At 40.5% G+C, this 13,006-nt stretch carries 13 protein-coding genes; all 13 read left to right on the top strand.

All coding sequences use genetic code 11. The features are described from left to right. The first annotated feature begins 16 nt into the window (after positions 1-16). The 13 genes from QZL64_RS13475 (at position 17) to QZL64_RS13415 (ending at position 12,953) form a co-directional block, all read left to right on the top strand. Positions 17-1,219: an adenosylcobinamide amidohydrolase gene (locus tag QZL64_RS13475; RefSeq protein WP_021842468.1), complete on the top strand. Its 1,203-nt coding sequence runs from the start codon at positions 17-19 to the stop codon at positions 1,217-1,219. A 94-nt stretch (positions 1,220-1,313) separates the two neighbouring features. Next, the gene (gene nifH / locus QZL64_RS13470; RefSeq protein ID WP_021842467.1) at positions 1,314-2,126 is read left to right on the top strand and encodes a nitrogenase iron protein; all 813 of its coding nucleotides are present in this window, start codon (positions 1,314-1,316) and stop codon (positions 2,124-2,126) included. After that, positions 2,113-3,453, top strand: a complete 1,341-nt coding sequence (locus QZL64_RS13465; protein ID WP_021842466.1) for a nitrogenase component 1 — start codon at positions 2,113-2,115, stop codon at positions 3,451-3,453. The genes nifH and QZL64_RS13465 overlap by 14 nt, the downstream gene beginning before the upstream one ends. Continuing rightward, complete coding sequence (locus tag QZL64_RS13460) at positions 3,443-4,861, top strand: nitrogenase component 1 (protein ID WP_021842465.1); 1,419 nt, start codon at positions 3,443-3,445, stop codon at positions 4,859-4,861. The genes QZL64_RS13465 and QZL64_RS13460 overlap by 11 nt, the downstream gene beginning before the upstream one ends. Before the next feature lie 13 nt (positions 4,862-4,874). Then, positions 4,875-5,882, top strand: a complete 1,008-nt coding sequence (locus QZL64_RS13455) for a MerR family transcriptional regulator (RefSeq protein WP_021842464.1) — start codon at positions 4,875-4,877, stop codon at positions 5,880-5,882. A gap of 537 nt (positions 5,883-6,419) precedes the next feature. After that, on the top strand, positions 6,420-6,695 hold the full coding sequence (locus tag QZL64_RS13450) for a metal-sensing transcriptional repressor (protein ID WP_006556589.1): 276 nt from the start codon (positions 6,420-6,422) through the stop codon (positions 6,693-6,695). Positions 6,696-7,025: 330 nt separating this feature from the next. Next, on the top strand, positions 7,026-8,933 hold the full coding sequence (locus QZL64_RS13445; protein ID WP_021842463.1) for a heavy metal translocating P-type ATPase: 1,908 nt from the start codon (positions 7,026-7,028) through the stop codon (positions 8,931-8,933). Between the two features lie 223 nt (positions 8,934-9,156). Beyond that, the gene (locus tag QZL64_RS13440) at positions 9,157-9,765 is read left to right on the top strand and encodes a hypothetical protein (protein ID WP_021842462.1); all 609 of its coding nucleotides are present in this window, start codon (positions 9,157-9,159) and stop codon (positions 9,763-9,765) included. An 80-nt stretch (positions 9,766-9,845) separates the two neighbouring features. Further along, entirely contained in the window at positions 9,846-10,499 is a 654-nt protein-coding gene (locus QZL64_RS13435; RefSeq protein ID WP_021842461.1) for a DsbA family oxidoreductase, read from the top strand. A 31-nt stretch (positions 10,500-10,530) separates the two neighbouring features. After that, a complete protein-coding gene (locus QZL64_RS13430) occupies positions 10,531-11,061 on the top strand; it encodes a cysteine hydrolase family protein (protein ID WP_021842460.1) in 531 nt (176 codons plus the stop codon). A 156-nt stretch (positions 11,062-11,217) separates the two neighbouring features. Beyond that, positions 11,218-11,664 (top strand): MarR family winged helix-turn-helix transcriptional regulator, encoded by a 447-nt coding sequence (locus QZL64_RS13425; RefSeq protein ID WP_021842459.1) that lies wholly within the window; start codon positions 11,218-11,220, stop codon positions 11,662-11,664. Then, positions 11,661-11,987, top strand: a complete 327-nt coding sequence (locus QZL64_RS13420; RefSeq protein WP_021842458.1) for a DMT family transporter — start codon at positions 11,661-11,663, stop codon at positions 11,985-11,987. The genes QZL64_RS13425 and QZL64_RS13420 overlap by 4 nt, the downstream gene beginning before the upstream one ends. A gap of 480 nt (positions 11,988-12,467) precedes the next feature. Further along, positions 12,468-12,953 (top strand): ferritin, encoded by a 486-nt coding sequence (locus QZL64_RS13415; protein ID WP_021842457.1) that lies wholly within the window; start codon positions 12,468-12,470, stop codon positions 12,951-12,953. Positions 12,954-13,006 lie beyond the last annotated feature (53 nt).

Below are 13,006 nucleotides of genomic sequence, written 5' to 3'. Positions count from 1 at the left end.
AAAAGGAATCTATTTTATGGAACTGTGGAAATTGCCAACCGGCGACTCGGTATCACGTTATGAACGATCAATCGTAGTTAATTTTACCGAACCGCGCAAGGTATTGAGTACCTCTCTATTTAATGGTGGTTATCATGAGGATTATACTTATGTGTTCAATCATGACTCCAAGCCCAGCCCCGGGGAGACGATGTGCACGTCACTGGAAGATTATTTGCAGCATTTGCATGATGTAACGTTGCGTCTAGGTTTTGAACCCACCAAAGGAACCGGCATTGGTACGGCGGCCTACATGGAGAATGTAGCGATTATTGAGAAGTCTTATAAGGAACTTACGGTGACGGCTATTGTTACCGGTGGTATTGATGTTAATGGCGGACGTGTAGGCGATGAAGCGTCGTATTATAGACCGTTGGAAAAAACTGAAACAACTACAGATGACGATATACGTTTTAAAACAGGACGGCAGCAAGCTCCAAATGGTACAGAAGCAGAGCCATTGGGGACAATTAACATCATTCTTTATATTGACGGCGATTTAGCAGAGCCTTTATTAGCTCGGGCATTGGTAACATGCACCGAAGCGAAAACGGCTGCATTGCAAGAACTTCAAGCCGGCAGCCATTATTCCATGGGCATCGCCACCGGTTCCGGCACGGATCAGACTATAGTAGTCGCTAATAGTGAATCACCGTATTATTACGACAGTGCCGGCAAGCATTCCAAATTGGGTGAATTAATTGGTAAAGCTGTCAAAAAAGCGGTAAAATTAGCATTATACAAGCAGACTCATTTGGGGCCGAAACAGCAACATAATCTATTTAAGCGTTTGCAGCGCTTCGGGCTTTCCCTGAACTATCTGTTTGAAAGCTATATGAGTGAGTATGAGGCTGACGGGCATGAGAAGTTTGAAGTGCTTAATGCATTTGAGAAATATGCGCGCAGTAATGAAACTGTAGTTATGAGTGCTATGTGGTCGCATTTGGTAGATGAATGGCTGTGGGGGCTGTTGACGGATGAAGAATTAAATCTCGGCTTAGTACAGCTGGGTTTGGTACCCGTTGAATCATCTGGCTCTTATCCATCGAATAGCCTTGAATATTTTGAGCCGGCCGGTATTTCAGCTACTCACCAATTTGAAGTGGCGGATGTAATTCGTAACTTAGAGAATCATATTATCAATGAAGTGCGTATTCGATTAGGGGATACTACGAAATAGTGAATTACAAGATAGAATCAACAAAGTTATTTTAGATTCATTATAAAATTGCTAACTCTACATAGCCTTATACATTTGAAAGGCAGTGGTTATTATGAAAAAGATTGCTATATATGGTAAAGGCGGTATCGGCAAATCCACGACGACTGCCAATATATCGGCCGCATTGGCGCAGCAAGGGCGTCAAGTCTGTCAAATCGGTTGTGATCCGAAAAATGACTCTACCCGTTTGCTTCTTCATAAGATTTGTCATCAAACGGTGTTGGACGAAGTATGTCTAAAAGATGATGACGTTACCTTAGAAGACGTTGTGCATACAGGTTTTGCCGGTGTTACTTGTATTGAAGCGGGCGGACCGGAGCCGGGCGTGGGCTGTGCCGGTCGCGGTATCATCGTTGCCTTAGAGAAACTCAACGAATTATCGGTAATGGATGACAAAGATATTGTTATTTATGATGTCCTTGGTGATGTGGTTTGCGGTGGTTTTGCCGTGCCGATTCGTGAAGGCTATGCCGATGAGATCTACATTGTTACGTCCGGCGAAACGATGGCTCTCTATGCGGCCAATAATATCTGTAAAGGGATTGCCCGTTTTGCCAAACGAGGATCCGTACGTTTGGGTGGCCTAATTCTTAATAGTCGTATGGTTCCTAATGAAGAGGCTATAGTTAATGCCTTTGCAGAGCGTTTGGGAACTAAAGTTGTTGCCGTGATTCCCCGTGATAATATTGTACAGAATGCGGAAATTAATCGTCAGACGGTTATTGAATATGCTCCTGATAGCGCGCAAGCTACCGTGTATCGTGAGTTGGCAAGCCACATTTGGGATAGTCAAGCGTCGGATATACCAAAGCCGTTAGCATTCGAAGAATTGGAAGAGTTGGTGTATAGCTATGGCCGTGAATAAGCGACGTTTTATCAAAGACAAAGTCAGTTACAGTTGCAGTATGCCTGGTGTATGGAAAGCAGTAGCGCATTCTGAAGGTTGTGTGGTTGTGTATCATGCACCGAAAGCTTGTGCCCATATTACGGAAGAAATGGAACGTAATCAGTACTTTCGTATGTTGGCACGTCGCGAATATACGAATCCGCCGTATACAGCACCGCTCATCACGTCTAATATTGCCAAGAAGGAATCGATCTTTGGTGGTAGTCAGTTGCTGAAAAAATGCTTAGATTATGTGGTAGCAACCTATAAGCCACGCTATATTGTGGTGACCGATTCCTGTGTAGCCGGTGTTATCGGTGATGATTCGGCGGCTGTTTGCCAAGAAGCAGAACAAGAATATGGCATTCCCGTACTCCATGTGGATTGTCATGGTTTTTTAGATGGTGAATATTATGGTGGATTTATTAGCGCTGCAAAATTATTAATTGACCGTTTCATGGCGAAAAAAGAGTTCCCTAACGTTACATCTGACCAGCCCTATAAAGTGACACTTATCGGCGAAAAAGACGGGCCCGGCTCAATGGCTATCCAACAATTCTGTGCTTTAATTGAAGATTTTGGTTTAGAGATTTATAAAGCATTTCCCGGTTATTGCTCAATTGAAGATATGCAAAAGATCGGTGAGTCGGATTTTACGGTTATTTTAGGCGGTACACAAAAGGCCTATGCTTATTTACGTGAAATTGCCGATTATATGAACGAAAAGCTTGGTATTTCTCATTTTGCCTCTGATTATCCAATCGGTTGGGAAGGTACGAGGCGTTGGCTCGACGATTTTAGCGTATTTTTGCAAAATTTTAAGAGCGACGCTAAGAATCATAAGATTGAGATAGAAGCGATAAAAGCTAATGTGTGGCGCCGTTTTGAAGAAGGTTTTGAACCTTTTAAAAAGACACTTCAAGAGGCTTCTATCGTGCTTTCTTTAGGTTATATAAACCCTAACTACGATTTGAGTTGGGTTCTTGAGTGGATCCATTTAGGTAATTTATCGTTAGCAAAGGTTGTTATTCTGGATAATGTTCCGGAAACCCAACAGGCTATGTATAGAACGATGGTACAGCGTTTTTATCCGGAGACAACGATTGTTTTAGAAACTGCGGATACGGTATTACCGAAAGATGCTTTAATTATAACTACGCAGGAATTGGCCGAGCCTTTTTTACGACAACTAATATTGCCTTGTTTGCCGCCAATCGGCATGGCCGGTTTGGTACAGATGTATCGCAAGCTGTTTATGTTGGCAAGACGGCGCGGTGAGAGGGGGATTGTGCTCTATGGCTGGTAATTCGTGGTTTAATCATAATGAATGTTTACAAAGTTGTGCCCTTGCCGGTGCTGCCGCTATGGCTGCTGGCATTACCGATGCGTATATTGTCGCGAACGGCCCTACCTGGTGCTACTTTTATGCTATGAAGGTTACTGACCGCCCGGGTCTAAACTTGGGTCAACGCTTTCTGTGTACCTATCCATCCAATGGGGCTATCGTGTTTGGTACTGAAAAAGAATTGCTGCAGACGTTGGCAGATTTAACTAAACTGCCAAAAGCACCGGGATTAGTATTAGTTGAAAATAGTTGTGCTTTTAGTCTGATAGGCGATGATTTGTCGAGCATTGTCAGCGAATCTGATTTGACTTGTCCTATACTTACTATGGACTCAGGTGGTACTTTGGGTGACTTTTGGGCTGGCTATCGTAAAGCCTTGCTTGATTTGCTGAAATTGGTGGATTTTCAAAATGTTGAAAAATCTGCTGATACCAAAAAGAATGGCAAAGTCCATAACGAAGAGTGTGGCCAAGAAAATGGCAATGATAGAATGACTAAGTCACAGTATACGGTAAATCTAATCGGTTGTTCCGTCACGTATTATAATGAAATAGACGATTTGGCAGAGTTGGAACGGCTTTTGAAAATAGTGGGGATAGACGTCAATCTGATATTGGCCGTCAATCATAATATGGCTGATTTGAAGTGTTTGTCGCAGGCTGATTTAAATGTAGTCATTCATCCTGAACTCAGTCATGAGGTGGCTGAGTGGTTATTGAAAAAACTAGCCATGCCGTATATTGAACCGGTTTTGCCATATGGCCTGGAAGGGACGCTTACATGGGCACATGAAATAGTGACGGCACTCATGAAACAGGCCCATGCTGCAGGTTCTCAAGCTGATGAATCTGATACATTAACTAAGTCCGACGATAGAGATGAAGCGCAAATTGAAATACGCTTAAAGCCCCTAACAGACCTTATTCAAAGCGAAAAGGCCCGTCAATTTGAACGGACTAAAGAGATTCAACGTTTATGCGGTGAACCTTGGTTTGATTCTGTTTTAGTATCAGCGCCAAGTTCAGTTGTGCGTGGTATGGAACGGGCCCTTAATGATGAATGGCTTGATGCGGGGCAGTTTACTTATGTTGTGCATGACGATAGCAAATCTAATCCGGACTATTATTCCTATGTACAAGGCCATGATTGGCAGGCCGCTTTGCAAACCGGCGAGAATGGTTTATTATTAGGAAGTGATCAAGAGCGACGTTTATGTGTGCCGGATAAGCATATTGCATATCAAACAATCAGTAATCCGGAACCGGCTGAGATTGTACTGGCTGAACGCCCTTTTATGGGGATTAGAGGTCATCGCCATATGCAAGAAATTATTTGGAATTTATATATTCACAGTTTAGAAAATGGATAAGGAGTAAAGAGTCATGGATACTGACAATAAGGCAAAAATACCTGCTTTTGATACTGATATGAAGCATACAGCTACAAATATTGTCGGTGAGCACGGTTTGGATACTCCAATGAATCTGAGTATTGAGGGGGGCCATGAAAAAGCGATAACTGAAGCGATTGTGATGGACGAGTCAATCCACGACAATTTACTCAGCATTAGTGATATGGCGAAACTTCATGGCTTAACGCGTCCAACGCTTTTGTATTACGATTCTATCGGGCTTTTTTCACCGGTTTTTACGGCATCAAATGGTTATCGTTATTATAGCCGTGTGCAGATTCCGCTCTTGCGTGAAATTTGTTTTTTAAAAGCTTTAGGTATCAGTTTGAAAGAGATTCAAGGACATTTAAATAATCGTACACCGGAAGCAGAATTAGAGTTATTGGCCGAACAGGAATTAAAGATTCAGAGAGAAATGCAAGAGTTAGGGCGTAAGCGTTTAGCTTTGCAGCAGCGACTCTATATGTATAAGGAAGCGGTCAACGCCGTGGCGAGACCACAGGGGGAACCGTTTTTGCGACATTATAAAGAACGTACCATTATTTTTAAAACATTTTTAGAAAACGACTCAGGTGATGTGGATCGTCAAAATATCCACTTAACGTCTATGGAGCTTTGGCGCGATTTATATAATCATGAGTTTTTGCCGGCCTATAGCTATGGTTTTTTGATAAAAGAAGAAGCACTTAAAACGGATAACATGCTTAAAGACGGGGGCTGCTATATTCGAGTTCCCGTGGGGAATTTTGAATTTGAGTCAACTGTCTTGAATTTGCCGGAAGGCGATTATATTTGCTGTTATAAGCGGGGGCGCCCAACTGATTTAACTGTTTTAAAACAGCTCTTGGCTTGGATTGCGGAAAAGGGGTATACCGTTTGCGGTGATGTGGTGGATTCCTGTTTCTTGGATACGACGTTTGACGAAGTTCTTCATGACGAAATTTTTACAATACTTCAGATTCCGGTAGTCAAAAAGTAACGATTTTACATTGTTTGCGTATTGATTTTGTGTTGCTTTTATATTGCCTTTGTATTGCCTCTGGTGCACATTTATACTGAATATTTAAAATAGTGATAAGATACTATAGAAAATATCATATAAACTTCATCTAATATTTAGGGAAAATCTATTGACTGTAAAGTTACTTTATAGTTTAGAATAGCGTCTATAGAAAAAGTAGTCCCTATGGTAGGACAGTAGTTGAGATGGAGGGATGCAGTATGATGGCAATTTTAATTTTGATTAATAAAGCAATCGAAGATTGGCTCAAAACTTTCTAATGGGAACAAAGAGAATGATGACAACGCAACTAAACAATCGTTACTTTGTAAAAGTGACAGAGAAAGCATCGTAGTTATTTTAAAAATAACTGTGGTGCTTTTTTGTTTACCTATAACTGACAGTAAGTTGACTATGATTATATTTTATTTGAAATATGAATCAGAGTTATTTTATTGACAATACATGTGTTCGCGGTTATTATTAAATAAAGATAAAAAAGATGGAGGATACCTAATGAAACAGTGTATGGATGCGGACAATTTACATCGCCGCCTCAAGAAAATTATCGGGCAAGTGCAGGCGATAGATAGAATGGTAGACGAAGACGTACCATGTGAGGATATTTTATCCCAAATTAATGCTGCAAAATCTGCTTTAAATCGTTGTGGGCAGGTTATTCTGGAAGGCCATATTCGTCACTGTGTACGCGATGGGTTAGAGCACGGCGATGTGGATAAAACCCTTGATAAATTCACTAAAGCAGTAGAACGTTTTGCCAACATGCAGTAGCAGTAACATGTAGATGTAAGGCGATTGATTCGTCGGTGTATGTTTACGAATAAAATTGAATAGTAAGTCCTTAAGGCGAAGAGAAAATCTTCGTCTTTTTTATTTTCTTATTGACAACCTATACCCCTATAGGTATAATGCAAGTGTAATAACTTATACCCCTATAGGTATAAAAGTTCGAAAATAAGCCCATATAGGTAGCGCATAAAGAGTCTGCCTATGTGGGCATTATAAGCAACAACATATGAATACTTGCTTATATATTATGATATGTTCGTTTATATTTCATTATTATCATATCGGTATCATCAGTCAAACAGGAGGTTTATCATGGAAACGGCTATACGAAAGTTGGAAACCAATGTATTTAGCAAATTAGAGTATTTATTGGAATTAGGCGGTATTAAAAAAGATATAGCGTTTTTGGTATTATCCGGCTTAGCTGTATTAGCCAGCTTGTTTGATTATCAGCCGCTACCGTTTGATATTGCTTGGGTGGCGATTATCCTTTGCGGCTTGCCGATTATTATAGAAGCCATTATCGGCCTTGTAACTGAGTTTGATATAAAAGCTGATGTGTTGGTATCCTTGGCCTTGATCGCGGCTGTGGCGACCGGTGAAATTTTTGCGGCTGCCGAAGTGGCGTTTATTATGCAAATTGGTGCGCTCCTTGAAGATATTACGGTAGCTAAAGCAAGAGCCGGTATTGAAAAGCTCGTTAATTTAACACCTCAAGAGGCACGTGTTTTAACGGCTAGTGGGGCTCAATTTGTTAAAGCTGATGAAGTCCAAGTGGGCGATATTTTGCGCGTGTTACCGGGCGAAACGATTCCGGTGGATGGTGAAATTATCGCCGGTGAAACTTCGATTAACCAGGCCGTACTTACCGGGGAATCTTTACCGGTGGATAAAACGGTAGGTGATATGGTGTCCAGCGGTACGGTGAATCAGTTTGGCAGCTTTGATATGCGTGCCGTAAAGGTTGGTGAAGACAGCTCTATTCAACGTATGATTCGCTTGGTTCAGTCCGCTGATGCAGGCAAAGCGAAGATTGTAGGCCTTGCGGATCGTTGGGCTACTTGGGTTGTAGTGATTGCTTTACTTTCCGCTATCGGCACTTGGGCCGTGACCGGTGAAATCCTGCGCGCCGTTACTATACTCGTTGTATTTTGCCCTTGTGCCTTGGTATTGGCTACGCCGACGGCCATCATGGCGGCTATCGGAAATGCCACTAAACATGGCTTTTTGGTGCGTGAAGGGGATGCGCTGGAACGGTTAGCTAACGTGAAGACTGTTACCTTTGACAAAACCGGTACGTTAACGTTCGGTATGCTTAAGGTCATTGCGGTTGAACTGATTGATTCTCCGGTGGGTTGTACCAGTGATTCGGTCTATCGTTTGGCAGCCAGCTTGGAAGCGTTATCGGAGCATCCGTTGGGCAAAGCTATTGTTAAGTCGTTTAAAGAAGGTTCTAAAACGGATATATTGCCTGTTACTGAATTTAAAATGCTACCGGGTCGTGGCGTTTCCGGTAAAATTGCAAGCCAGTTAATCGTTGCCGGTAATGAACGCATGATGGCGGAAGCGGGTATTGAAATTGCATCTTCTGTGAAAACAAGCGGCGCTAGCTATCTTGATCAAGGCGGCACCATTGTTTATGTGGCAGTTGGTCAATATTTGGTAGGTTACTTGGTATTGGCTGATACGGTGCGTAGCGAAAGCCAGGCAGTTATTGATAAACTAAATCGTATCGGTGTTGAGACGGTTCTCTTGACCGGCGATAATGAAAGTGCGGCCTACACTATCGGCTCTCAATTGGGCATCCGCAGTATTCGTGCGAATTGTTTGCCGGAAGACAAGTTAAACTACATTGAATCTCATGAAAATCAATCTATTTGTATGATTGGTGATGGTATTAATGATGCGCCGGCTCTTAAAAAAGCACAGGTAGGTATTGCTATGGGTGGCGTAGGCAGTGATATTGCGGTTGATGCGGCCGATATTGCCCTCGTTGATGATGAAATTAAAGAATTGCCTCATCTTATGGCCTTGTCTAAACGCATGATGAGCACCATTAAGTGGAATTTGGCGTTTGCCATGATTCTAAACTTTACGGCCATCGGTTTGTCCTTCCCGGGCATTTTAACACCGGTAACGGGTGCGTTGGTACATAACGCGGGCTCCGTATTAGTTATTATTAATTCCGCCTTGCTTTTGACGTGGCGTAGCAGAGCGTAGATATATAATAATATTATAGAGGCACATATGGCTTGATAATCTGATTAAAACCTCCTCATAGTTTATGGGGAGGTTTTTGGCGGTTAATGTATAATTCAAATAGTGATTTGTAAAAAGGAGTTTAATTGAGATATGTCGAAATCGATAAGAGGGAAGTTATTATGTTACTTTTTTATTAGCATAATTAGCGATTACTACTGTTTATTGGGGAAAGGGGATTATTATGAAAAAGATAGTTTCAGTTCTTGTTGGTGTTAGTGTATTTTTGGGGATAAGTGGGATAAATCTTGTGGTTGACACTAATTTTTCACATGTAGAGGCAGCCGTAGTTGCTCAACAAGATTCAAGTCAAAAGATGCCGGCAAAGAGTAAGGTAAAGAGTTCTTTGATTAATATGACGGGGAAATATGATAATGTCAAACCGGGGCGACTTTATGGAACAATGATTTCTAAAGAAGAGAAAGTTATTGCCGGTGTAAGCTTAGGTTCTTCCTTTGAAAGTATTATTAAAAGTCTGGGTAAACCTGATAAAATTGATTATATTGGCAATAGAATATCAGCTGTAACCTATGGTGGGATTTACTTTAGTAATTTTATGGGGAGTGAAGAAATGTACATGATTACTGTGTCAAATCGTGATGCAGTGACAGCTCGTGGAGTGGCCGTAGGAGATACCTTGGAGAAGGTTTATTCTTTATATGGCCAACCAGATACAGTTTCTCAAGATAAAGATAGCTGGTTTTATGGTAGATTCATGCCCATGACTGATAATGTAGCCGGAATACGATTTGTGCATGATGGAAATAGAGTAACTAAAATCATTATTCTATAATTAGGGTTATAGAATGTTATAATTAATTACAATTGCTTAATTACAGTTAAAAAATAGATACAGTTAAGAAAGGAATTTTTATGGAAATTATATATTGGTCAGATTATGCTTGCCCGTTTTGTTTCATTGGACGCAAGCATTTAGAGGCTGCCATTGAGAAAATAAATAAAGAAAAAGATGAAACGTTTACAGTAACAATGAAGGCATTTGAACTGGATCCGAGTGCACCTACAGTAGTGGAAGGGACTGCTACTGAGCGTCTTGCATCAAAATACGGTTTAACGATGGAAGATGCAGCTGATAGAATTAATGGCGTAAATATGATGGGGCAGGCTCTCGGTATCGATTTCAGATACGATTTGGCAAAACCTTCAAATACCTTTGATGCGCATCGTATTACGAAGTTAGCTCAGGCAAAAGGCAATGATGTAGCCGAAGTTTTGACTGAATTATTGTATGAGGCGTATTTTGTAAAACATGAAGTGTTGGCAGACCATGCTGTATTAATGTCAAAAGCCAAAGAAGCCGGCTTGGTTGAAGACGAAGTAAAAGCTGTGTTAGATTCGGATATGTATGCTAATGAGGTTCGTGAGGAAGAAGCGTTAGCTGCTCGTTATGGCATTAACTCCGTGCCGTTCTTTGTAGTAAACGATAAAGTAGCATTACCGGGGGCACTGCCAATTGAAGAATTTGAAAAAGTTCTTCGTGAAATGTTGGAAAAAGAAGTCGAATAGTATGTATTTATAAAGTGAGGAGCTGATTATCATGGGCAAGAATATTTTAATCGTTGTGGATATGCAAAATGATTTTATTACCGGTTCGTTGGGGACGGCTGAAGCGCAAGCGATTGTACCTAAAGTGGCAGCTAAGATTGCCGAGTTTGATGGCGATGTTTTCTATACCATGGATACGCATGATGAAGCGTATTTAAATGAACAGGAAGGGCAGAACTTACCGGTATTGCATTGCCAAGAAGGCACGGAAGGTTGGCAACTAGCTCCTGAGATTATAAATGCAGCGCCGATTGATCCGGAAAAAGTATATTGCAAAAATCAATTTGGTTCGGTTGAATTGGCGGAAGATTTGCAATATTTGAATGAGGAAGAAGAAATCGATTCTATTGAACTCGTTGGTCTTTGTACCGATATTTGCGTCGTATCCAATGCCATTTTGTTAAAAGCTTTTTTGCCGAATGTGCCGATTACGGTATGGGCTGATAGCTGTGCCGGGGTAACGCCTGAGAAACATGAAGCGGCTTTGGAAACGATGCGTAGTTGCCAGATTATAGTTAAATAAAAATAAAAAATAAAAAAAGTCCTAAATCAGACCTTTACAAAAGTCCTAATTCGTACTATAATAACTATTGTAGTTAAGTCTGAATTAGGACTTTTTGGTTTATATTATAGTTGGCAAATATGGAATATAGTTTTTTAATAATCGGGAGGTATTATTTTGGAACAATTACGCAAGCAACAAATACAAGCACTTGGTCGCTATTTTGGTCGCATAGTGGAATTATATGCTGATTGGGCTAAACAAGAAGGTCTTAGCTACAATAAGTTAGCTGTGATTATGACTATTTTTTACGGTGAAAAGGCTACACAGCGTGAAATTTGCTCGGAATGGGCCTTGCCAAAGCAGACCGTATCGACGATTTGTAAAGGTTTTGAGCAAACCGGTCTTATTACGTATACGGCCGGTACTGAAGATAATCGTGAGAAGTATATGGCACTAACCGCTAAGGGGCTCGCGACGTATAGGCCCGTTATGGAGAAGTTACAAGCGGTTGAGTTTTATGCTTTGCAAAAAATGGGCGACGAAAAAGTCGCTTTAATGTTAGCTTGTATGGAACAATTTACTTCGGCATTTGCCGAAGGTGCTAAGGAGGTTACTAAATGATTGGTTATTTATTTTTAGGTGCAGCTATTTTATTGGAGATTTTTTCGACATCCATGTTAAAGCTATCTATGGGATTCACTAAGTTGATTCCATCCGTCGTATTTGTAGTGGGTATGAGTTCCTCATTTTATGTGTTGTCCAAGGCATTAAATTTGATTCCCCTCAGCATTGCCTATGCCATTTGGTCAGGTATCGGGACTGCGTTAACAGCCCTTATCGGTGTATATATTTGGAAAGAAGAGCTTTCTATGACAGCTGTAATTGGTATCGCACTCATTGTAATCGGGGTAATATTATTAAACCTAAAAGGTGCAGCCCATTAATTGGTAGATTCAAAGTTTATAACATAATTCCTTGTATTAGGGGCCCCGAGGTGGGCTCCTTTTATTTTACTGAAAAAGAATCTCATTTAAATCTAAAAGTTCACTAAATCTTCATCTTGTTTTAATGTAGCAGGCATAGAGTAATGATTACAGAGTTGTTAAGAGCAACGAAGTAAATAGAACAAATAACAAGGAAGAAGATGATAGAGTAAGGAAACCTTTGTTGATAACGGTGGTAGCTGTTTTAGTAATTCAACATATGAATTATTAGAATTATTATATGGTCGTTGTTTGAAAAACAAGGGTAGATTTATGATTATCGATGTGCTATAATGAAGTTGTAAGTGATAATAAATACTTTTAAAGAATTAATCAAGCTTAGTGATGTGAATCACGGCTCCATTACAGCATGTAAATTTCTGCGTGGTGTAACATTAATTAAAAAATTAATTGAGAAGAAAGGCTTCAGGTGAGTTTACCATGAACAAAAAAATCGCAAAAGCATTAAACGAACAAGTTATTTTTGAATTTAATTCCGCATATTTATATTTAGCATTATCCTTGTCAATGGCTGATGCACGTTTTAAAGGTTTCTCCGCTTGGTTGCGTTTACAGTACCAAGAAGAAATGGATCATGCATTCAAATTTATTGACTATTTAGAAACTCGTAACGAAACAACTACTTTGGGTGACATCAAAGCTCAGGCCGTTGAAGTTAGCGATCCATTGAAAGTAGCTGAAATGGTTTACAACCATGAACAAGTTATTACCGGTAAAATTAACGAAATTTATGCATTAGCTATCAAAGAAGAAGACTATGCAACTGTTAACTTCTTGAACTGGTTCATTAATGAACAGGTTGAAGAAGAAGCCAGCGCTCGTGACTTGGTTGATGAATTCAAATTTGCCGGTGACAGCCGTGCCAGCCAGTTGTTTGTTGACTCTCGTTTGGGTAATCGTCAATAATTCTAAGTTGATTGTGAGTACAATCTGACTTAGTCTAATATCAATAGTTTTAA

Source organism: Veillonella sp. CAG:933 (assembly GCF_000431435.1).
Taxonomy (GTDB): Bacteria; Bacillota; Negativicutes; order Veillonellales; family Veillonellaceae; genus Veillonella_A.
Note: the sequence above shows the minus strand (reverse complement) of the source record. Positions and strands in the feature narration are given on the sequence as shown.